At 49.5% G+C, this 19486-nt stretch carries 26 protein-coding genes and 1 riboswitch; of the genes, 2 read left to right on the top strand and 24 right to left on the bottom strand.

Annotated features, from left to right (window positions below; translation table 11 throughout):
* Nucleotides 1–20: 20 nt before the first annotated feature.
* The 20 genes from M1Q06_RS11655 to M1Q06_RS11750 all read right to left on the bottom strand — a co-directional run bounded on the left by M1Q06_RS11655 (nt 21) and on the right by M1Q06_RS11750 (nt 13067).
* Nucleotides 21–1028 (bottom strand): LLM class flavin-dependent oxidoreductase, encoded by a 1008-nt coding sequence (locus tag M1Q06_RS11655; RefSeq protein ID WP_434399676.1) that lies wholly within the window; start codon nt 1026–1028, stop codon nt 21–23.
* Nucleotides 1029–1124: 96 nt separating this feature from the next.
* Complete coding sequence (locus M1Q06_RS11660) at nt 1125–1418, bottom strand: hypothetical protein (protein ID WP_434399677.1); 294 nt, start codon at nt 1416–1418, stop codon at nt 1125–1127.
* Nucleotides 1419–1840: 422 nt separating this feature from the next.
* Nucleotides 1841–2506: an HAD family hydrolase gene (locus M1Q06_RS11665; protein ID WP_434399678.1), complete on the bottom strand. Its 666-nt coding sequence runs from the start codon at nt 2504–2506 to the stop codon at nt 1841–1843.
* Nucleotides 2503–3051 carry a histidine phosphatase family protein gene (locus M1Q06_RS11670; RefSeq protein WP_434399679.1) on the bottom strand — a complete coding sequence of 183 codons (549 nt, stop codon included), beginning with the start codon at nt 3049–3051 and terminating at the stop codon, nt 2503–2505. The genes M1Q06_RS11665 and M1Q06_RS11670 overlap by 4 nt, the downstream gene beginning before the upstream one ends.
* A 21-nt stretch (nt 3052–3072) precedes the next feature.
* Nucleotides 3073–3264, bottom strand: coding sequence for a hypothetical protein (locus M1Q06_RS11675; protein ID WP_274623824.1), 192 nt, complete (start codon nt 3262–3264; stop codon nt 3073–3075).
* Between the two features lie 112 nt (nt 3265–3376).
* Nucleotides 3377–4132 (bottom strand): amidohydrolase family protein, encoded by a 756-nt coding sequence (locus M1Q06_RS11680; RefSeq protein ID WP_434399680.1) that lies wholly within the window; start codon nt 4130–4132, stop codon nt 3377–3379.
* Nucleotides 4129–4614 carry an HIT family protein gene (locus tag M1Q06_RS11685; protein ID WP_434399681.1) on the bottom strand — a complete coding sequence of 162 codons (486 nt, stop codon included), beginning with the start codon at nt 4612–4614 and terminating at the stop codon, nt 4129–4131. The genes M1Q06_RS11680 and M1Q06_RS11685 overlap by 4 nt, the downstream gene beginning before the upstream one ends.
* 1 nt (nt 4615) lies before the next feature.
* On the bottom strand, nt 4616–4852 hold the full coding sequence (locus M1Q06_RS11690) for a hypothetical protein (protein WP_434399682.1): 237 nt from the start codon (nt 4850–4852) through the stop codon (nt 4616–4618).
* Nucleotides 4853–4905: 53 nt separating this feature from the next.
* Nucleotides 4906–5439: an NUDIX hydrolase gene (locus tag M1Q06_RS11695; protein ID WP_434399683.1), complete on the bottom strand. Its 534-nt coding sequence runs from the start codon at nt 5437–5439 to the stop codon at nt 4906–4908.
* 242 nt (nt 5440–5681) lie between these two features.
* Complete coding sequence (locus M1Q06_RS11700) at nt 5682–5960, bottom strand: iron-sulfur cluster biosynthesis family protein (protein WP_434399684.1); 279 nt, start codon at nt 5958–5960, stop codon at nt 5682–5684.
* Between the two features lie 49 nt (nt 5961–6009).
* Complete coding sequence (locus M1Q06_RS11705) at nt 6010–6438, bottom strand: protein-tyrosine phosphatase family protein (protein ID WP_434399685.1); 429 nt, start codon at nt 6436–6438, stop codon at nt 6010–6012.
* A 42-nt stretch (nt 6439–6480) separates the two neighbouring features.
* Complete coding sequence (gene arsA / locus M1Q06_RS11710; RefSeq protein ID WP_434399686.1) at nt 6481–8250, bottom strand: arsenical pump-driving ATPase; 1770 nt, start codon at nt 8248–8250, stop codon at nt 6481–6483.
* A 12-nt stretch (nt 8251–8262) separates the two neighbouring features.
* Nucleotides 8263–8622, bottom strand: a complete 360-nt coding sequence (gene arsD / locus M1Q06_RS11715) for an arsenite efflux transporter metallochaperone ArsD (RefSeq protein ID WP_434399687.1) — start codon at nt 8620–8622, stop codon at nt 8263–8265.
* Nucleotides 8623–8883: 261 nt separating this feature from the next.
* Nucleotides 8884–9303 carry an arsenate reductase (thioredoxin) gene (arsC, locus tag M1Q06_RS11720; RefSeq protein WP_112230968.1) on the bottom strand — a complete coding sequence of 140 codons (420 nt, stop codon included), beginning with the start codon at nt 9301–9303 and terminating at the stop codon, nt 8884–8886.
* Between the two features lie 79 nt (nt 9304–9382).
* Nucleotides 9383–9733 carry an ArsR/SmtB family transcription factor gene (locus tag M1Q06_RS11725; protein WP_434399688.1) on the bottom strand — a complete coding sequence of 117 codons (351 nt, stop codon included), beginning with the start codon at nt 9731–9733 and terminating at the stop codon, nt 9383–9385.
* Between the two features lie 179 nt (nt 9734–9912).
* Nucleotides 9913–10857: a cation diffusion facilitator family transporter gene (locus M1Q06_RS11730; RefSeq protein ID WP_434399689.1), complete on the bottom strand. Its 945-nt coding sequence runs from the start codon at nt 10855–10857 to the stop codon at nt 9913–9915.
* A gap of 145 nt (nt 10858–11002) precedes the next feature.
* Nucleotides 11003–11764 carry an STAS domain-containing protein gene (locus M1Q06_RS11735; RefSeq protein ID WP_404334208.1) on the bottom strand — a complete coding sequence of 254 codons (762 nt, stop codon included), beginning with the start codon at nt 11762–11764 and terminating at the stop codon, nt 11003–11005.
* Nucleotides 11742–12392, bottom strand: a complete 651-nt coding sequence (locus M1Q06_RS11740) for a cobalamin B12-binding domain-containing protein (RefSeq protein WP_434399690.1) — start codon at nt 12390–12392, stop codon at nt 11742–11744. Before M1Q06_RS11740 ends, M1Q06_RS11735 begins: the two co-directional genes overlap by 23 nt.
* 4 nt (nt 12393–12396) lie before the next feature.
* Nucleotides 12397–12765, bottom strand: a complete 369-nt coding sequence (locus M1Q06_RS11745; protein WP_101190809.1) for a hypothetical protein — start codon at nt 12763–12765, stop codon at nt 12397–12399.
* The gene (locus M1Q06_RS11750; protein WP_101190811.1) at nt 12762–13067 is read right to left on the bottom strand and encodes an antibiotic biosynthesis monooxygenase family protein; all 306 of its coding nucleotides are present in this window, start codon (nt 13065–13067) and stop codon (nt 12762–12764) included. The genes M1Q06_RS11745 and M1Q06_RS11750 overlap by 4 nt, the downstream gene beginning before the upstream one ends.
* Before the next feature lie 197 nt (nt 13068–13264).
* Nucleotides 13265–13367: riboswitch (SAM riboswitch) on the top strand.
* A 76-nt stretch (nt 13368–13443) separates the two neighbouring features.
* On the opposite strand from M1Q06_RS11750, the gene M1Q06_RS11755 reads away from it, so the two are divergent.
* Nucleotides 13444–14568 (top strand): methionine biosynthesis PLP-dependent protein, encoded by a 1125-nt coding sequence (locus tag M1Q06_RS11755; protein WP_434399691.1) that lies wholly within the window; start codon nt 13444–13446, stop codon nt 14566–14568.
* On the top strand, nt 14561–15733 hold the full coding sequence (locus M1Q06_RS11760; RefSeq protein WP_101190813.1) for an aminotransferase class I/II-fold pyridoxal phosphate-dependent enzyme: 1173 nt from the start codon (nt 14561–14563) through the stop codon (nt 15731–15733). The genes M1Q06_RS11755 and M1Q06_RS11760 overlap by 8 nt, the downstream gene beginning before the upstream one ends.
* 143 nt (nt 15734–15876) lie before the next feature.
* Here M1Q06_RS11760 and M1Q06_RS11765 read toward each other — a convergent pair whose 3' ends face one another.
* From M1Q06_RS11765 to M1Q06_RS11780, 4 genes are all read right to left on the bottom strand, one after another.
* A complete protein-coding gene (locus tag M1Q06_RS11765) occupies nt 15877–17088 on the bottom strand; it encodes an NAD(P)-dependent malic enzyme (protein WP_434399692.1) in 1212 nt (403 codons plus the stop codon).
* A 123-nt stretch (nt 17089–17211) separates the two neighbouring features.
* Entirely contained in the window at nt 17212–18147 is a 936-nt protein-coding gene (locus M1Q06_RS11770; protein WP_434399693.1) for a 3-hydroxyacyl-CoA dehydrogenase family protein, read from the bottom strand.
* A 90-nt stretch (nt 18148–18237) separates the two neighbouring features.
* A complete protein-coding gene (locus tag M1Q06_RS11775) occupies nt 18238–18969 on the bottom strand; it encodes a hypothetical protein (protein ID WP_434399694.1) in 732 nt (243 codons plus the stop codon).
* 109 nt (nt 18970–19078) lie between these two features.
* Nucleotides 19079–19408, bottom strand: a complete 330-nt coding sequence (locus tag M1Q06_RS11780; RefSeq protein WP_121297983.1) for a hypothetical protein — start codon at nt 19406–19408, stop codon at nt 19079–19081.
* Nucleotides 19409–19486 lie beyond the last annotated feature (78 nt).

Raw genomic sequence — 19486 nt, forward strand, 5'->3', positions numbered from 1 at the left:
GCTCAGGGCTGGTGCTCAAATTATTCCATCATTTCTGCAAGCAACGAATACGAATGCAGGCGGTCTTCCTGATAGAAGATCGGTGAATTGACGATGACTTCGTTCGCGCGGGTTTTCGAGACAAATGCGGCAAGCTTCTCGCGTACCACTTCCGGCGTTCCGACGATCATCGATTCGGATTTCAGCTTATCCTGGAACATGACGATTTCACGCGGCGTCCACACCGAGCCAAGATCATCAATTGGCGGCTGGAAGGTCGTCGGTTCGCCTTTCATCAACGCGAACATTTGCTGCTGCGAAGAAGTTGCGAGCCATTCCGCACGTTCTTGCGTGTCAGCCACGATCAGTGACACACCGACCATTGCATACGGGCTATCAAGCGCCGCTGATGGCTTGAAATTCTGGTGGTACAACTGCAGCGCCTGCATTGTGAAGTCCGGCGCGAAATGGCTGGCGAATGAAAACGGCAAGCCTTTTTGCGCGGCGAGTTGTGCGCTGAATCCGCTCGATCCAAGCAGCCAGAGCGGAATGTCCATGCCTGTTCCCGGGTACGCTTTAACTCGGCCGACCGGTTTATCGGAGAAATAATTCTCCAATTCCATCACTTGCTGAGGGAATTCGTCGCCTGTGCTGTGAAGCGTACGGCGCAAAGCATAAGCCGTCGCCTGGTCGCTGCCAGGTGCACGGCCAAGGCCGAGGTCGATGCGGTCCGGATACAATGACGCAAGCGTTCCGAATTGCTCCGCGATGACCAGTGGGGCGTGGTTCGGCAGCATGACGCCTCCGGAACCGACGCGAATCGAATTGGTTTTCCCGGCGATATGCCCGATCAATACGGACGTTGCCGAACTGCCGATGCCTGGCATATTGTGATGCTCCGCCAGCCAGTAGCGGTTAAACCCAAGATTCTCTACGTGCTGCGCAAGTTCTACGCTATTTGCAAATGATTCTGTTGCGGTGCTGCCTTCATTGACTGGCGCCAAATCGAGCACCGCCACAGGAATCTGCTGAAATGTTTTTTGTGTCATGTCTATAAGCACTCCTTTACCTCCCTTATTGTACCGCTCAAGTTTCGGAAGGCGTAAGAAAATGCTCAGAGATCGAATTTCATTATTTCATTGAAGTTAAACTGCCAAGCGCATACACACCCATGTACTGAAGAAAATGCTGATCCACAACGCAAAGTTAATCAATAAAATGACGGGGTAGGAAACCATTTCCGTTTTCTTCTTATAGAAATAGATCACGACGAGAACGGCCTCCACTACCCACAGTGGAATCATCCAGAGAAATTCAGGTGCCACGAAGCGTTCATTCGTGTAATTTTCCCCGATGGCCCCTTCCGCAAAAAACATGGAAATTGAAATCGTCATAAACCCGCTGAACAATAAATTGCCCCATAACAAGACTGCTTTCATACACCGCCACTCCCTATGCAAGTTGAGTGAAGCTTAGCCTGAACACAATTTAATCAGAGTGTTGAAGAAGTCTATAATCTTCTATAAATGAAAAGAGTGTGACACTATTCCACAATTAAAAATCAACGAATTATCTCAGTATTTGGAGAAGCGTTCGTTCGACTCCTGTGGGAGCAGCGAAGCGACGGGTTTGAGAGACCCCGCAGACAATGAATGAGCGAAGCTGTGCTGAGAACATTCATTTGCGACGCATCTGCTTGCAATATTTTTTGCGATGCATTTGCTTGCAAATGTGAGAGCAGATGTGGGAGCACAAGGGTCTTCGATAGCGGGTGAGGAGGCTCGATTCCCGCCCCACGGAAAGCGAGCGATAAGCTTCGGAAAATACGGCTTTTTAACTTTCTCGACAGCCTGATTTAATTTTATGCATTTAACTCTTGGACGATCCTATTCACTTCGTCCAACTCATCTATAGCGTAATCCGCCGCAGCTTCATTCCACCCAGCATCTTTCTTCCATACCCCGATCATGCCGGCATTTTTAGCGGCCTCTACATCCGTCGTTGGATGATCCCCGACAAACAAACTGTGGGAAGGCAAGACATTCAAGCTGGCCATCGCTCTTTCAAAAATCCGCGGATCGGGCTTTCTTAAATTCTCGCTTTCAGAAATCAAGATCACATCAAACCACTTCTCGATTCCCAAGGCTTTAATATTATCCAACTGGAACTTTTCTTTGCCATTCGAGATAATTCCTAGCTTCACGCCTTGTTGTTTCAAGCTCTCCAGCATTGCTTGAAGGCCATCGAAAGGATGGCAATGGAAACGAAAATGGGCGAGATAATCTTCCAATAAAAGTTCCACCGTTGTCTGTTCGATTTCAAATTCCTGGATCAATTGTGCATAGACCCGGTCTTTCCAGACATAGCCGCGACTATCCAATTCAATAAAGCGGCCGACGTACAACTCTTTCGGAATATGCCCGAGAGATCCATGCATCCGTTCGTATTGATCGTCGATAAACGACACCACTGAAGCATCCCGATTGAGCAAGGTCCCGTCCAAATCAAACAGCACCGCTTGAATCATCGAGAGTCCTCATTCCACAATCGTTCCCCGCTCTTTCCATCTGGCGCGTCAGTCAAAATGAACACATCCGGATTGCTTAAAGCACGCCATCCTTCAAACCCGAAGCCTTCCACATAACGCGACAGAAGCAATGCCATAATATTGCCATGGGTAACGATTGCTGCTGTTTGGCCACTTTTTTCAAGCTCGTCTGCGACTTGTGAAATTCGGTCCAGCGCCTGTCTGCTGGATTCGCCGCCTTCAAGCACGAGCTCGTGGTCATCGAAAGTGTTTTTCAAGTGCTCGAACCAATCGGGAAGGTTTCCTGAACTCAAGACCCGTTCTTTCAAACGCTCGTCGGTTTCGATTTCTACAGCCAACGCCTCCGCTAACGGTGCGATTGATTGAACGGCTCGGGTATACGGGCTCGAGACGATCCGCTCGATCCCCAGCTCACTCAAAAAGCCGCTTAATTCTACAGCTTGTGCCATTCCGGTTTCCGTAAGCTCTGCCCCCGGCTCCTGTCCAGAAGCGGCACAATGCCGGATGATGTAAATCTTCGTCACTTGAAATCACTCCATTTCCGTTTATAAACCAAGCAAATCCGCCATGATTTCCGCGCTGCCTGGCGAGAACATGAATAAGGAAAACCCAATGCATAGAGCACCGCCAACGAGCAAGCCGGTTTTCACAACGAGCGGAAATCCTCTTTTCGGCAAAATCCCTGCAAAAAACAAACAAATTCCGATGAATAACAACAGCATGTACCAGAAGCCCATCTGCCCACCCCTTTTCAATATGTTAATAACTGGACGCTTGTTGGATGAAAAGGTTCTGCTGTTGTATGTCTATTGTCACTCCTTGATCTCCCTTACTTGCTCCCGGCAAAACTTATTCAATTCCATACCATTTCAATGCATTCCGAAAGAGAACTTTTTCCGCTTCCCTGTCGCCCAAAGCTTCTTGGATCACTGTCACGTCATTTTCCTGAAATGGTGTTTTCGCGCGTGTCGATGGCAGGTCGGTGCCGAATAGCAAGGCATTCGGATTAGTTTCATGAATGGCTCGGACTGCGTAAGACGGATCGAAATCAATTCGCCCAAATCCAGTTGCTTTCACTTTCACGCCTTGTTCCACCAGTTTTAACAGTTCGGGGAATCCTTGTTTTGATAAGCCGAGATGATCGATGGAAACGGCCGGCAAGCGGCTGATTGTTTCTTTCAGCCCTTCCAGATCTTTTGAATCGATGTACAATTCGGCGTGCCAGCCGGCGATATCATGAACGCGTCTTGCGAAATGATCAAGCCGCTCGATCGTTTCTGAACCGCCGCGCTTCACATTAAACCGTATGGCACGTACGCCTTTTCCGTGCAGCTTTAGGATTTCTTTGTCCGATGTATCTGCAGGCAATTGCGTCACGCCAACAAACCCGTCACCGAGCGTATCAAGTGCATCCACTAAATACGATTGGTCAAAGCCTTGGAACGAGCCCGATACGATGGCGCCTCCGGTTACTTCGAAGTGTTCAACAGCGGCCACATAATTCGAAGCGGTGAATGCAGGCGGCAAATAACCTTGATTTTCGGCCAACGGAAATCGCGGGTCGATAATATGTAAATGGGCATCGAAGATTTTCACTTTACTCATCGCTTCAGTTCTTCCGTCAATTCCGAAATCGCTTGCCTGACACTCTTTAGATTCGCTTCATCGTTCATCTCATTTCGCGCATGCAAAAGCACGGGCCGCACCGACTCGACCGAACGCCCAAACTCATACATCCATTCATAGCGCGGCACCATCCATGTATGGAAATGATGCGTCGTATCTTCATTATAGAAATAATAGACCGATTCGATGCCAAGGACGTCGCGCTGTGCTTTACGGATTTCCGACAGGATCGTGATGTAATCGAGCCGCTCCGCTTCGGTCAATTCGTCCAAGCTTTTTAAATGGCGCTTTGAGGCGAGGATGATCAAGCCGGGGATGGGATAAGCCACATCCTGATGGGCATGGAAATGCTCCGTCTCTACCACGACGCCGCCTTCCGGTTCGATCAATCCATTCACTAAAGCGCAGCTCAAGCATTCCACTTCGACGGTTTCGCCATTTGCCAAGGTGATCGTTCTCATTTCAATCGCCCTCCTCGCTTGTTTTTTTGCCGAAATCTTCTGCAGCGGAAAATGCCACGATCCCGATCATCAAAATCACAAACCAATTATCGATCAATGCGTTTCCAATAAAATATTCAGAAATGCCATTCGCCAACAGAATCAATCCCCAAATTGCGAACACCCAAAAATAACCGCTTTGGCCCCCGTCTTGTTTATCAGAGTCTTCTTCAAAAAATAAACCGAGCAGTTTTTTCATGGCCCCTCCCCCTTTGCAGCCTATCTTTCTGTAGATTCGTGCATCTCATCCGTTTACCGGAATGAACCATCCCATGCATAAGTCGAAAAAGAGGCCAATTTCTCGAAATAATGCTCCATACGCTGATAGACCGAAGGCACGATCAAGCGCTCCCGGTTCATTTGCTGGAATTCAATCCAGTTGACTAACTGTGCGGCGCACACTTCGCCAGGTTGAAGCTGCAGGGCATCCATATCGATGCGTTCTTTGCATCTCCAGACATAGCTGTCCAGGAAATAATTGCCGCCTTTCATTTGGCCTAAAAAGCGTAGTTCATCGGGTCTTGCCAATAAACCGGTTTCTTCCTCCAGCTCGCGGAGAGCCCCCGTTAAACTGCTTTCTCCCGCAATCACGGAACCGCCCGTCGTTTCCCAAAGCATCGGAAGCGGTTTTTCCGGGTCCCTTTGCGTCATGAAAATCCTTCCATCCGCATTGAGCGTAATGACTTCCACGACAATGTGGAACTCGCCAGGCTGCAATTTATTGCCTCTAATATGTTTCTTTCCAAGCGGGTTCCGCTCCCCGTCATACAAATCCCAAACTTCCATTTCTATATCTCCCATCCCTTTGTACTGTAGTTTCATGTCGTACTTCTTTCCTATTTCAGCTCTGTATATACTTTAAAGAATATTCCCATTAATTAACAGACTTTTTTATTCATTTGTGCTTTTTTATTTTTCATATAAAAAGCACCGGAGGCAGACGCCCTCGGCACTTGATTTCTCTCTCACAATATCAAAGTAAACGGAACCCATTAAAAAAGAGCTCACGGATGAGCTCTTTTTTCTATTTAACAGCCAGTAGGCGCACCGATCATGACTAGGCCGCCTTGCTCGCCTTGCGTATCAAAATCCAAAGCGAGCTCCTCTGCCATTTCTTTTGCGTCCGGCGAGACCGCTACACGGATGCCGTTCACATCGATGAGTTCATCCCTTTGTTCCGGTGCATCGAGCGACAAGCCGATTTGCGGGCCGCAGCAGCCGGCGACTGCATAAAGGCGCAAGTTTTCCGTTTGCTGCTCTTCCAGAATGGATTGGATATAGTTCTTAGCTTCATCGGTAATCATCATAAACTCCATCTCCCCTATTCTTTTCAATTATTCTTCACTTTTACATGGACTAGGCTTGCGGAAAAATACGGTGCAGCGATTCTTTCAATTCCGGCTTCACGCTGATGATCGGACGTACGTTCGTCGCCATTTGTTCGGCTTCTTCAACCGTCTCCGCTTTACCTAATGCAAGCAAAGTGCCGATTGCCACGGTACCGGTGCGATTGCTGCCCCCTGCGCAGTGGAAAAAGACTTTCTTGCCTTCTTCGTACGCAGTGACAACCCCGTCCACCGCTTCTTGTATCGACTCATCCTGATGTTCTTTAGAATCGTCGACAATCGGTGCATGGATGCGTGTATAACTTTCTTCGCTGTCCCCTGCTTCTGCGCGCAAATCGAAGACGACGTCGATGCCTTCATTTTCAACTGCTGTTTTCGCATCTGCTGCGCCGCCGATGAAAATGCGGTCTTTCACTAATGGCTGGTATGCTTCACTCATCGTTTTCCTCATTCCTTCCAAACTCATTTGATGTCTCCATTATTATAAAATGAATTCTTTCAATTGGTCATAACCAATTTTCTCTTCTTCGAGCCAAGGAATGATGGCGCATTTCTCGGCCAGTTCTGCGTCAACTTTGCGAATCCACTTTTTCTCGGAGATCGCGCGTCCCGTCAGTACAGCATCCGCTGTATTTGTAGCATAAAGGCTTTGGTTAATGACCCACCATTTCGGCTCGATCCCGGCACGCTTTAAGTCTTCTTCGAGACGCGCCGCTTCCAATACCGGTGTCGCTTCCGCCAAGGTGACGATGACGACACCTGTTTCTTTTGGATTGCGCAGGCGCGGCAATAGTTTTTTCACACTGTCCGGCACATCGCCTGTCGAGCGGCTCATTTCCTTATGATAGGCTTCTGTCGAATCGAGCAGCAATAAGGTATGCCCGGTCGGCGCAGTATCGATGACGACGATTTCGTTCTCGGATTTTTCCACTACTTTGGCGAAAGCTTGGAACAACGCGATTTCTTCGGTGCACGGCGATTCCAGGTCTTCTTTCAAATAAGCGAGCTCTTCCTCAGTCATCCCGCTGCCTGCCTGTTCGATGACGGTTTCTTTATAACGCGCCACTTCGATGTCTGGATTGATGCTGCTGATGGACAAATTATCGCGTGTGCCGCTTCCTTCAAATGTATACGCTAAGTGAGCTGCCGGGTCGGTCGTCGTCAAATGGACTTGATGGCCTTTCTCGGATAAGCCGACTGCGATGGCGGATGCGACGGAAGTTTTGCCGACGCCTCCTTTGCCCATCGTGAAAATGACGCGCGTATTGTGTTCGGATAAGTCATCGATGACGCTGTTCAATCCCGGCAAGTCGAGCGGCTCGCCCGCTTCTTCCGTTTCGAACGAAGTAATTGCGTATGAACTGAACAGATGGCGCAAATTTTCAACGCCAGTCAACGAATAAGAAACGTATGGCAATGCATAAGCCATCACTTGCTTCAACGCTTCAGGTGTCCGATCGATCGCCTCACGCTGCCGCTTGTAGAACGCTGTCGATACAGCGTCTTCCGGCTGATGCGTCTGAAGCAGCCCATTGACGATGAGCAATTGGTTTTTGATGCCGATTTCTTTTAATTCAAATGATGCACGGTCCGCCTCGAGCAAGGAGGAATTGTCAGGGCGCGCCACTAAGATCAAAGTCGTTTTGTTGCCATCGGAGAGCGAATCCACCGCTTTCTTGTACAGTGCCTTTTTGCCTTCTAGCCCAGCGAGCGGGCCGAGGCATGAGGCACCGTGCGTACTGTCTTCCAAAAAGCCGCTCCACGCCGTCGGCAATTGCAAAAGGCGCAGCGTGTGGCCGGTCGGTGCCGTATCGAACAGCACATGGTCGTATTGCGCTAAAATCTCTTCATCTGCCAGCAAATGCGAAAACTCATCAAACGCCGCGATTTCGACCGTGCAAGCTCCGGATAATTGCTCTTCCATCGTAGCCAGAACCGCATCTGGCAATTTGCCGCGGTAAGGACCGACGACGCTTTCTTTATAAGCTTTGGCCGCTTGTTCCGGATCGATATTGCAGGCGGACAAATTGGCAACAGACGGAATGGCTTTCGGATCGTTTGTCAGTTCCACTTCTAGCACGTCTTGCAAATTGGAAGCCGGATCTGTGCTGACGAGCAATACCTTCTTGCCCTGATCAGCTAAGGCGACAGCTGTTGCACACGCAGTCGAAGTTTTCCCGACACCGCCTTTACCGGTGAAAAACAGAAACGGGGTGACGGCCATTTGATTCGGATTGAACAATGAATACATAGGAACGCTCCTTTAGTTGTTGATGTTCAGTGACACGTGCACACGCGGCTTTTCATGTAATTCGGACGGTGCGGTCTCGAACCACTCTGCCAATTCTTCTGTTGTCGGGTATTCGGCAATCTTTGCGACTTCTCCGTTGACCAGCACAACTGGCAACGCGTCCGGCCCTTTTTCGACCAGCACTTGATTGACTTGTTTATTGTCCACAAACGCACCAGGATCATCCGTCAAATTATGGCGTGAAATTGCAAAGCCCTTTTTCTCGAGTGAATACACGGCCGACGCGATGCGCGTCAGTTCCGGGTCCACAGTAGGGCCGCAAACACCCGTCGAACAGCACATCGCCGGATCGAAAATTTCTACCTTTTTCATATTCAGCTCTCCTTCAACCTGTGTAGTTTGGTTCTATCAAATAACACTAACGGAATTGCACATATGCTTACTCTATTCAAAACTTAGAACAGCTGGATTTGAAAAATTTAACATTCTAATATTGGAGATGAAGCGGAAGGCCTTGACTCCTGGGGGACCGCGCGGGACTGGCGAGACTTATGTGGCGAAGCCACAAAGGCTCGACGCCCGCCCCCCGGAAAGCAAGGCCTGGAGCGCAATCTCCCCCTCCCGAAACTTCACTTACTCACCAGTTGCAGCGAAATGGCGGATGCGCGCTTCGATATCATCGCGTACCGATTGGAACACTTTCCATTTCTCTTCTTCGGTACCTTGCGCTTTCGCCGGATCCGTAAAGCCCCAGTGGTCGCGTTTTACGTGAGGCGGCGTCATCGGGCATTTATCTGCCGCGTCGCCGCAAAGTGTCACCACAAAATCCGCATTGTTTAAAATTTCGGTGTCGATGACATCAGATGTTTGATTCGAAATATCGATATTCACTTCATTCATCGCTTTTACGGCGTTCGGGTTCAAGCCATGTGCTTCGATTCCGGCACTCAATACTTGCCAGTCATCGCCCAAAATTTCTTTCCCCCAGCCTTCCGCCATTTGGCTGCGGCATGAATTGCCCGTGCATAAAAAGTACAATGTTTTTTTCGTCATATTGATTAGCTCCCTTGTTCCATGAATGGTTTTTAGTATCTCTATGTTTATTCAACGTGATACCTTTTCCGTATCACTATTACTCACAACGAATGCGCAATCCCTGCTCCACCAATCTCTCGATGCGCTCATCCTGGTTCGGAATGAATGCCAAGACTTGCATGAGCATATCGTATAATTCACTGTCCTGGTTCAATGAATAGAAAATCCATTGCCCCTTGCGTTTTTCCTTCACTAAACCGAGATCGCGAAGCTTGCGCAAGTGCTGGCTGATCGCCGACTGGCTGACGTTAAAGATTTCCACGAATTCACAGACGCAGCAATCGTTTTTTTCGAGCAATTTGACCATCGACAATCTCGTCTTGTCGCCTAATAGCTTCAGCACCATGCTCGCTTTGTCAATTTCTATTTCGCGCGCTTTCACTTCCATCGGATGATTCCCCCGCTTCTATACTTAGGTTTGCTTAAATACTGTAATACCAAATACAGCATATCAGCATATGCTTATATGTTCAAGCAGTGATCTGGATGATAAAACATATACAACACGTATTTTTCATAGAAAAAAGGAGCGGTATGGTCCCACTCCTTACTGGTCGATTCTTTTCTTCAGTGATGATGATGCCCTGCCGCTTCAGCCTCTTCTTGCCCTTGGCAGCGAATCGAGTCGTCATGTGGGTGGTCTTCATTTTCCAATTGGACAGTGACATGGCCGATTTTCAGCTCCAACAGCGCATGTTCAATATCCCTAAGCACTTGCTGGCTGTCTTTGAACGAGATATGTTCTTTGACGACTACATGTCCCGACATGGCATTTTTTCCGCTCGTGATGCTCCATACATGCAAGTCATGGATACTTTTTACACCAGGCAACGCTTCGATCGTTTGCGCTACTTGCTCCAGGTCGACATTTTTCGGCGTGCCTTCCATCAAGACATGCACCGCTTCTTTCGTTACGCGCCAGCCGCTGATCAAGACAAGGATGGCGACAACTACACTCGCCAGCGGATCTGCCCATGCCCACCCGAAGAAAATGATCAAAAGGGCTGCCGTGATTGCACCGACCGAGCCAAGCAAATCACTTAAGACATGCAAAAAAGCAGCACGGAGGTTCAAGTTTTCTTTCGTATCTCCGCCGCGCATCAAGATCCACGCGACGAGGATATTGACGAGCAAGCCGATGACCGCGATAGCCAACATTCCTGAAGTCGCAATTTCCGGTGGATCTGAAAACCGGTGGTAGGCTTCATAGAAAATATAGAACGAAATCAAGACGAGCGTCACGCCGTTAAAGACTGCCGCCAGAATTTCAAAACGTTTATAGCCGTAAGTCTTCATTTGGTCGGCTGCTTTTTCGCCAATGGAAAAAGCCAGGTAGCCGACACCGAGCGAAATGGAATCGCTTAGCATATGGCCGGCATCAGCTAGTAGCGCTAGGCTGTTCGTCAAATATCCACCGACCGCCTCGACCACCATATAACTGGTGATGATCAAAAAGGCGATCAGCAATGTTTTTTTATTGCGGCTATGCGAATGATCATGTGATGATCCCATCGCCAACACCTCCACTGCAGCTTTTAATAATCCTTTTCTCTAAATGTATTCCCGAAAAATCGCCGGATACCCTATGGAAAATGAAACAAACATCCAGTCACTAGGCTTCCTAACCAAAAAAAACCGGCTCCCGTGGCCGGTTTTATCACTGATTTTCTGAGGCTGTTGTCAGGACGGATTCCAGTGATGCTTCAAAACGCAAATTCATTTCCCGTTTCAACAGATGCAATTTTTGGGCATGGTCCGGCTTTACGCCGGTGATGACTGCATCGATCCCCATGACGCCCAAGGTCTGCACGAGCGACTCCAGGTAACTGACGCCTTCTTGCGTCACCGAACCCATCGCCGTCAAATCGATCACGACCGTTTCGGCTTCGTATTCATAGATGCGCGTGACAATATACGGGCGGATCGCTTCAACTTTTTTTGCATCCAAATTACCGAACAACGGAATGAGCACATAGCCTCCGCCGATTGCGATGCACGGTGCGGAAAGTTCACGCACTTTATCCAGCAGCGCATCCGACCGTTCTTTTTCCTTGAGCAATTCATAATCCGTTTCTTTCAAGCGGCCCCGCAAGCGAATCAATTGCGCCGTGATGGCAGCCATTTGCTCATCTTTTGGCACCAGTACAAGATTCAGTGAAAAGTCGCTATCCCACCGGTAATAGACGTCCGCCAAGAAGAAGCCGGCTGCTGTGGTGAAATTCAATTCGATTGGTTTCTTGCTGCCGCGTGTTTTCAGTAAGCGTTCCGCTTTGGCGTGGCTGCCTTCATCGAGTAATTCAAAAAATCCTTTTGGTTTTCCGAAAAGCTGTTCTGCCTCATGCGAATAGTCGACGACCGCAAAGCTATTGTTCAATTGAAAAGCCGGAAGCGGCCATTCAGCCAGTGGAGAGCGTGTCATCGTTCGACCCCTTTCCAGTACGGATCCATTCCCTGAGCGCACCAAGTTCCCGGACGACGACCGCTCCTTTTATGCGCAAATCCGCAAAGCTCGACAAAGTGACAGCCCTGCCGCCAATCAGGACGGCTGGATTTGAGTCCACCTTAGAGAAAGCTTCGGCGTAGGTTTTCAAAACCGGCAAGCGGTGTGCAAGTGCACCCGACAATGCCACAACATCGGGCTGCCAGTCACCGGCCAATTCGAGTGCTGAATCGAGCGGCAAATTTGGCCCCATATAGCGGACATCATAGCCCTCTTCACGGAACATCGCCGCGACCATCTTGAGCCCGATATAATGCTCTTCGCCTTCTGGCCCAAAGATCATCGCTTTTTTACGGCCATCCTTATCTTTATTGCGCAGTTCCGTAGCGGACAAGACAAAATCGCAAACAGCGGTTGCCAAGTGCTCTTCCGCTACCGATATTTCATTTTGTTCCCATAATTCCCCGATGCGGTACATCGCCGGCGTCAAAAGTTCGCCGTAGAGCTGTTCATGTGAATGGCTTTCCAGGAAATCCTGGACGTATTTCAAAGCTTCCTCTTCCTGGCCTTGCAGGAAAAGATCCGAAAGCTGTGTTGACTCGTTCATTTGATCAGCCCCTTTTATGTGGAGGGAGCTCCAATAACCGGACTGCGCGATCGAGGCAGCCCCGCATGAAATCTCCTTGCGTTGTTTCGGTATAGCGCGGCACAATTTCGATGAGCCGCTGAAAATTGTCGATGATGAGCGCAGTTTCGACATTGCGGCTCACGAGCACCGTTTCGAGCCAGAGTGCATAGTCTAGAAAGGATTGCTCGCTTTGCAGCTCCCACGCGGTTTCGAGGTAATCCAAGTGGTGATGATTGTCTTTGACGGTATGTTCATATCCCTTATCGCCGAAACGTTCCCATAAATTCGGGTACGCTTCGTATATACCGTCTGCCGTGTCGGTCGCGATTTGCTGTTTTTGTTCCTGGTTCATTCGGCCACCACTTCGTATTGATGGACTTTCGGGACGATGCCCGCGAGTTCCTGGTCTGGATAATTCTTCTCCAAATCATGGATCTCCTTGAACTCCTGGCTCTTGACCCAGTTCATGTAGGCCTGTTTGGATTGCCATTCCAAGTGGACGGTCAGTTCATGGCGCTTTTTCGTGTTTTGGATTAGCCGGAATGAAGTGAAGCCTTCCGCCTGGTCTACACGGCGCGATCGTTTTCGGTATATTTCTATGACGTCTTGCACCTTGTCTTCCGGCACAATGACGGTCGATGTGACGATGTACATAATTCAGAACCCCTTTGCAACTGGCCTTGTATAAGCCGGGCATGATAAAAGTATACCTCAGCATACCATTTCAGCTTCCGAAATAAAAGCGAGCGCCTTCGGGACATTTACAAGAGTATTTTCAATATTCCGCTTGTATTTCGCAAGTAATTGCCGTATGATGGAAAACATCAACCAACCACAACTATATAAAATGATTCTTATCGAGAGAGATGGAGGGATTTGGCCCTGTGAAGTCTCAGCAACCGGACGTGTTTGTTACGGTGCTAATTCCAATAGGTGAAGCCTAGTAGATGAGAAGATAGCATATACGGCAGGGGCTTTCTTCTTATCATAGAAGAAAGCCCCTGCTTTTTGATTTGAAAGGATGAGGACCATGACACAACATAGCCTAGAAACACGCCTGGTACAACTCGGCAACCGCAGCGATCAACGCACAGGGGCGGTCAATCCCCCGATTTATCTTTCTACCGCCTACGAACATGAAGGCCTTGGCAAATCCACAGGCTATGATTATACGCGGACGAAAAATCCGACACGCCAGCTCCTCGAAGAAGGGATCGCGAATCTAGAAGGCGGCGACGCAGGCTTTGCGTGCAGCTCTGGAATGGCCGCGATCCAGCTGGTCCTTTCCCTGTTCCGCCCGAACGATGAGATTTTGCTTCCTGAAGATATTTACGGCGGCACTTACCGTCTGCTGGAACAATATGAGGAAAAATACCATATCCGTCCCGTATACGATCCCTTCGTCGATCCGAAAACGGCCGAAGCGAAAATCACTGACAATACAAAAGCGATTTTCATTGAAACGCCGACCAACCCGTTGATGCAGGAGATCGATTTGGAATTGTATGCACAACTGGCCAAGCGCCACAATCTTTTACTGATCGTCGACAATACCTTTTTGACCCCTTTCTTGCAGCAGCCGCTCAAAATCGGCGCCGATATCGTACTCCATAGCGCCACCAAATACATCGGCGGCCATAACGATGTGCTCGCAGGCCTCGTCGCTGCAAAAGGCGCAGGGTTATGCGAGCAGCTTTTCAACGCCCACAACTCAGCCGGCGCTGTGCTGTCGCCGCTTGATTCCTGGCTGTTGATCCGCGGCTTGAAAACCTTGCCGCTGCGTATGCGCCAGCACGAAGCGAATGCCAAAGAACTTGCCCGCTTTCTGGAATCTCAAGATACCGTGACAGACGTGCTGTATCCTGGGAAAGGCGGCATGCTGTCGTTCCGCCTGCGAGAAGAACAATGGGTCGGGGAATTCCTCGAGAGCCTGTCGCTCATCACATTCGCAGAGAGCCTCGGCGGCGTGGAAAGTTTCATCACGTATCCCGCGACCCAGACCCATGCCGATATGCCGGTTGCAGAACGCACGGCACGTGGCGTCTGTAACCGCCTGCTCCGCTTCTCTGTAGGCGTCGAGCAGGCAGAAGATTTGATCGCTGATTTGTCACAAGCCTTGGCCAAACTGGAAAAGGAGGTCGTTTCCCATGAGTGAACGACGCGAGACCAAATTGATCCATTCAGCAGGCATCGATCCATTAACAGGCGCAGTCAATGTGCCGATCTATTTATCATCGACTTTCCATCAGGAAAGCATCGATTCGTTCGGGCCGTTTGATTACAGCCGCTCCGGCAACCCGACGCGCAAATCGCTTGAAGAAACGATCGCCAAACTTGAAGGCGGCGCGCGGGGCTTGGCCTTTTCTTCCGGCATGGCAGCCATCTCATCGGCCTTCATGCTGTTGAAAGCCGGCGACCATGTGCTGGTCTCGGAAGACGTTTACGGCGGCACTTATCGCTTCATTACGGAAGTGCTGGAAAAATTCAAAGTCGATTATACATTCGTCGACATGACCGACCTTGGCGAAGTGGCCGCAGCGTTCCAGCCGAACACGAAAGTGGTCTACATTGAAACGCCTTCCAATCCCGTCATGAAAATCACCGATATTGAAATGGCTGCTAAACTGGCGAAAGCAAACGACGCCATGACTTTCGTCGACAATACTTTTATGACGCCGCTTTACCAAAACCCGCTTGAACTCGGCGCGGATATCGTGCTCCACAGCGCGACGAAGTTCCTGTCTGGCCATAGTGACATCACGGCCGGCCTTGCGGTGACAAAAGATGCCGGCCTCGGCGAACAATTGGCATTCATCCAAAATACATTCGGATCTGTGCTCGGCGCACAGGATTCCTATACATTGATCCAAGGCATCAAAACGCTCGGCGCCCGCACAAAACAATCCGGCGAGACGACCGCCCGCATTGCCGAGTATCTGCATAGGCACCCGCTTGTCGAAGAAGTCTATTATCCCGGCTTCTCATTCCATCCCGGAAATCCGATCCATAGCCGCCAAGCAAGCCACGCAGGCTGTGTGTTGTCATTCCGCCTGGCGGATAAGGACGCCGCCCGCATTCTCGTAGATGCTTTGGAAATCCCTGTGTTCGCCGTCAGCCTCGGCGCCGTCGAATCGATCTTGTCCTATCCGGCCACGATGTCCCATGCCGCAATGCCGCCCGCTGAACGCGAAAAGCGCGGCATCACCGATGGGCTTCTGCGCTTTTCCGCAGGACTCGAGCATCCCGATGACTTGATCAACGACTTCAGCCAAGCACTCGAAAAAATTGCGATCGCCAAAGGGCTCAGCGTCGCCGATTAATTTTGTTCATTCAAAAAGACCGTCCGACTCGTCATCAAGCTGATGGGTCGGACGGTCTTTTTTCATGCCTTTGCATCCTACCGCCACTAAACCTAAGAAAGCCTGAATTCCAGGGGGAGGGAATTCAGGCTTTCTTCTATTTATTATAAGACAATCTGCTGGGCAGGCTCTTTGAGCGATACTTTGGCAACGCCCGTTTCTTCGGCAGCCCTAGCGACTGCTTCGGCGACCGCCTGTGCCACACGCGGATCGAACGGCTTCGGTATCACATAATCTTCGTGAAGTTCATGGGTGGCGATCAAGGCGGCGATCGCTTCAACTGCCGCGATTTTCATCGCGTCGTTAATGTCGCTCGCCTGTACATCAAGTGCGCCACGGAACAATCCGGGAAACGCCAGCACATTATTAACCTGGTTGGCAAAATCGGAACGCCCTGTCCCGATGACCCGTGCACCGGCTGATTTCGCGGCATGCGGCAAGATTTCAGGATTCGGGTTCGCCATCGCAAAGATGACCGGCTCTTCATTCATCGAGCGCACCATGCTTTCCGTCAATGCGCCTTCTGCCGATACGCCGACAAAAACGTCAGCACCGACAATGACATCTGCCAACTGCCCTTGTTCCATCTGATAATTGCTCATTTCCGCAACTTCCGCCTTGAAGGGATTCATGCCATTCGGGCGCCCGTTATAAATCGCGCCTTTTGTGTCGCACATGACGATATGGCCAAACCCGAATTTCGCCAGCAATTTAACGATGGCGATGCCTGCCGCACCGGCGCCGTTCACGACCACTTTGACATCTTCGATTTCCTTTTCGACCAATTTCAATGAATTGATCAGTCCGGCAAGCGTGACGATCGCGGTGCCGTGCTGGTCATCATGGAACACCGGGATGTTCATTTCCTGTTTCAGGCGCTGCTCCACGATAAAGCAAGTCGGGGCGGCAATGTCTTCCAGATTGACGCCGCCAAAGCCAGGTTCGAGCAATTTGACGGTTCGGATGATTTCTTCGGCATCTGTCGTATCCAGGCAGATTGGGAATGCATCCACACCGGCAAATTCCTTGAACAATAAAGCTTTTCCTTCCATGACCGGAAGCGCTGCTTGCGGGCCGATATTGCCGAGCCCAAGCACCGCTGTGCCGTCAGTAATGACCGCTACCGTATTGCCTTTCATCGTGTATTCATGCACTTTGCTTGGATCCGCATGAATTTCACGGCACGGTGCGGCTACGCCAGGAGAGTAGGCGAGGCTCAAATCCCTCTCGTTTTCCACAGCCACTTTTGAACGAATCTCCAATTTCCCTTGATGCCGTCTATGCAAGTCCAGCGAATCGTTTTTCAAATCGGTCATTTGCCTCATCTCCCTTTTGATTATAATTGTTTATTATATCGCCTCCACGTCAAATTGAAAGACTTTTCTTATAATTCTGATTAATTTCAGACTTTAGGCTGATAGAGAAATGATGAGCCTATATCATTCTTTTTCCATATCCTGTTTAAGGAAATGGATCAACACTTCTTCCCGTTCAGCTTGCACAGCTCTCGATTGCGCTTCCGGCCACTCGTAAAAGCCGCTTCCTGTCTTGGTCCCAAGCTTGCCACTTTTCGCTAATTCACTCAGCGTGCGGCCCGGCTTTTGTTCTGTCGACAGGTCCTCGAACAGATAATCCGAAATCGCATAAAAAATATCCAAACCGCCGAGATCCGCCGTCTGCAGCGGACCGGTTACTGGCAAGCGCCTGCCGATGCTATACGTGACGGCAGCATCGATATCTTCTTTTGACGCCACCCCCGCATCCAGCAAAGCCTGTGCTTCACGGAACAAAGCGAATTGAAGCCGGTTGCCGATAAAGCCAGGGAGTTCTTTTTTCAATAGTACAGCTTGCTTGTTCATCTGCTCGATGAGCGCTTTCGTTCGTTGTAAGGTTTGTTCACTGGTTTTCTCGCCGCCGACGATTTCCACGAGCGGGATTAAATGTGCCGGATTCCAAAAATGTGTCAATACGAAGCGTTCCGGATGTTTCATTCCTTCGGCGAGGGCAGTCGGCATCAACCCCGAGCTATTGCTGGCAATGATAATATCGTTTGCGATCAAGCCCTCCAACTGCTGGTAAATTTGATGCTTCAACCCTATATTTTCAGGTACAGCCTCTATGATGAATTCTGCATTTTTCACCGCTTTTTCCAAAGAACTCGTGAAGGACACGTGCTCCGCCATCTCCTTTGTTTGTTCATTGTCGATCAGTTCATTGTCTGCCATGAGGCGCAGTTTCGTTTCAAACCCTTTTTGCGCAGTTTCCAGATCTCGGGCGTCCACTCCGAATATACTTACTGACTGGCCGCTCCATGCCGCTGACAATGCAATTGAATGTCCCATTGTGCCAGCACCGATAATCGTGATATTTCCCATCTTGACCCTCTCCTTTAGCTAGTAATGATACGCCCATTATACAGCGAAAAAGCCCGCTAAATCAGCGGGCTTTTCAATGAAATCGCCTGTCTACTTCTTTTCTTCGGCAAGTTCGATGGAGGCGAGTGTAGATGTGATCGTCATTTCATCGGAGTCATCGGCATTTGCACGGAATTCACGTTTCACTTCTCCGTAACCTTCCACGAAATAATTGCGGTTGATCGAACCGTCCTCTGTCATTGATTCAAGCACGAAAACATCATCAAAATTTTGATATGGCGTCTCTAAGCTTGTGCCAGTTTCCACCACAGTCGCGTCACCGATTTCCTGGCCTTCTTCGATCGGAAATTCCAGGTAAGTTGAAATCACTTCCAAGGCTTCCAATTCTTCGAAACTTGCCGTGTAGTCATCGTAAAACTCACCTTCCTGTTTAACGAGCTCGATGCGATCCTCATGCAGTCGGAAGACTTTAAGAACGACGGTTCCGCCATTATCTTCATACGTTGCGACATGGTTCGCTTCCATGTAATCGGTTTTCAGCGTAAATTCGGCAAATTCATTTCCGTATCCTTCAAATTTAGCAGTAGACCCATCCTCAAGGAAGTAATCATACGGATCGACAGTGGCCTGTTCACTGCCATGGCTGTCACCGCCCGTGCCTTCCGCTGGCATTTCCTCCATTTCTGCTTCTGGCGCCTCTTCCTGGGCTGCCTCTTCCTGTACCGCGCCTTCTTCAGGTTGTTCAATGGTTGTATCCTGCGTTCCGCAGCCGGCCACTGTAAGCATCAGTGCCATCCCTCCAAAACCAAGCCAATATTTCATTAACTCTCCTCCTTTTTTAAAATATTACGGCTAACAACCTGATGATAAATTGAATATTCAGTTATTGATTAACAGAATTGATTCGAAATTCCTGTACGCCTCCGGCTAATCAAAGATGGAGTGAATCGTGATAAATGGGCTTTAGATGGATATCGTATTCTTTCCGCACTTCGTTTAAATCGTAAATATGCCCTCGAAATTCCGGGTCTTCAAGTTTCTCGATCTGTTCATGCACTAGATCCGCAAAATAAACCCCCACGGCTACGCCTTTTGGGTATTTACGCTTCACTTCTGCCACAAATTCGTCTGTAAGCTCTTGGTTGAAAGCATGATAAAGCGCCGCATTCACCACTGTCAAGGAATCTTTCGTCGCGTAGGAGACGACATAATAATTGCCATATTCGTCCTTCAAAAGATCGCGTTCGGCTTCTATATTCATTCTCTTCTCCTCCTTTTAACACTATTACTTGTCCATACCCTCAGCGAGCTTGGCGAAAACAGGAATTCCGACTCTCCC

Source organism: Planococcus sp. 11815 (assembly GCF_051096385.1).
Classification (GTDB): domain Bacteria; phylum Bacillota; class Bacilli; order Bacillales_A; family Planococcaceae; genus Planococcus; species Planococcus citreus.

What these genes read in the sequence shown, in the direction of transcription:
- M1Q06_RS11655 (WP_434399676.1), bottom strand. Translation starts at nt 1,028, where the DNA reads ATGACACAAAAAACATTTCAGCAGATTCCTGTGGCGGTGCTCGATTTG.
- M1Q06_RS11660 (WP_434399677.1), bottom strand. Translation starts at nt 1,418, where the DNA reads ATGAAAGCAGTCTTGTTATGGGGCAATTTATTGTTCAGCGGGTTTATG.
- M1Q06_RS11665 (WP_434399678.1), bottom strand. Translation starts at nt 2,506, where the DNA reads ATGATTCAAGCGGTGCTGTTTGATTTGGACGGGACCTTGCTCAATCGG.
- M1Q06_RS11675 (WP_274623824.1), bottom strand. Translation starts at nt 3,264, where the DNA reads ATGGGCTTCTGGTACATGCTGTTGTTATTCATCGGAATTTGTTTGTTT.
- M1Q06_RS11680 (WP_434399680.1), bottom strand. Translation starts at nt 4,132, where the DNA reads ATGAGTAAAGTGAAAATCTTCGATGCCCATTTACATATTATCGACCCG.
- M1Q06_RS11685 (WP_434399681.1), bottom strand. Translation starts at nt 4,614, where the DNA reads ATGAGAACGATCACCTTGGCAAATGGCGAAACCGTCGAAGTGGAATGC.
- M1Q06_RS11690 (WP_434399682.1), bottom strand. Translation starts at nt 4,852, where the DNA reads ATGAAAAAACTGCTCGGTTTATTTTTTGAAGAAGACTCTGATAAACAA.
- M1Q06_RS11695 (WP_434399683.1), bottom strand. Translation starts at nt 5,439, where the DNA reads ATGGAAGTTTGGGATTTGTATGACGGGGAGCGGAACCCGCTTGGAAAG.
- M1Q06_RS11700 (WP_434399684.1), bottom strand. Translation starts at nt 5,960, where the DNA reads ATGATGATTACCGATGAAGCTAAGAACTATATCCAATCCATTCTGGAA.
- M1Q06_RS11705 (WP_434399685.1), bottom strand. Translation starts at nt 6,438, where the DNA reads ATGAGTGAAGCATACCAGCCATTAGTGAAAGACCGCATTTTCATCGGC.
- arsA (WP_434399686.1), bottom strand. Translation starts at nt 8,250, where the DNA reads ATGTATTCATTGTTCAATCCGAATCAAATGGCCGTCACCCCGTTTCTG.
- arsD (WP_434399687.1), bottom strand. Translation starts at nt 8,622, where the DNA reads ATGAAAAAGGTAGAAATTTTCGATCCGGCGATGTGCTGTTCGACGGGT.
- arsC (WP_112230968.1), bottom strand. Translation starts at nt 9,303, where the DNA reads ATGACGAAAAAAACATTGTACTTTTTATGCACGGGCAATTCATGCCGC.
- M1Q06_RS11725 (WP_434399688.1), bottom strand. Translation starts at nt 9,733, where the DNA reads ATGGAAGTGAAAGCGCGCGAAATAGAAATTGACAAAGCGAGCATGGTG.
- M1Q06_RS11730 (WP_434399689.1), bottom strand. Translation starts at nt 10,857, where the DNA reads ATGGGATCATCACATGATCATTCGCATAGCCGCAATAAAAAAACATTG.
- M1Q06_RS11735 (WP_404334208.1), bottom strand. Translation starts at nt 11,764, where the DNA reads ATGACACGCTCTCCACTGGCTGAATGGCCGCTTCCGGCTTTTCAATTG.
- M1Q06_RS11740 (WP_434399690.1), bottom strand. Translation starts at nt 12,392, where the DNA reads ATGAACGAGTCAACACAGCTTTCGGATCTTTTCCTGCAAGGCCAGGAA.
- M1Q06_RS11745 (WP_101190809.1), bottom strand. Translation starts at nt 12,765, where the DNA reads ATGAACCAGGAACAAAAACAGCAAATCGCGACCGACACGGCAGACGGT.
- M1Q06_RS11750 (WP_101190811.1), bottom strand. Translation starts at nt 13,067, where the DNA reads ATGTACATCGTCACATCGACCGTCATTGTGCCGGAAGACAAGGTGCAA.
- M1Q06_RS11755 (WP_434399691.1), top strand. Translation starts at nt 13,444, where the DNA reads ATGACACAACATAGCCTAGAAACACGCCTGGTACAACTCGGCAACCGC.
- M1Q06_RS11760 (WP_101190813.1), top strand. Translation starts at nt 14,561, where the DNA reads ATGAGTGAACGACGCGAGACCAAATTGATCCATTCAGCAGGCATCGAT.
- M1Q06_RS11765 (WP_434399692.1), bottom strand. Translation starts at nt 17,088, where the DNA reads ATGACCGATTTGAAAAACGATTCGCTGGACTTGCATAGACGGCATCAA.
- M1Q06_RS11770 (WP_434399693.1), bottom strand. Translation starts at nt 18,147, where the DNA reads ATGGGAAATATCACGATTATCGGTGCTGGCACAATGGGACATTCAATT.
- M1Q06_RS11775 (WP_434399694.1), bottom strand. Translation starts at nt 18,969, where the DNA reads ATGAAATATTGGCTTGGTTTTGGAGGGATGGCACTGATGCTTACAGTG.
- M1Q06_RS11780 (WP_121297983.1), bottom strand. Translation starts at nt 19,408, where the DNA reads ATGAATATAGAAGCCGAACGCGATCTTTTGAAGGACGAATATGGCAAT.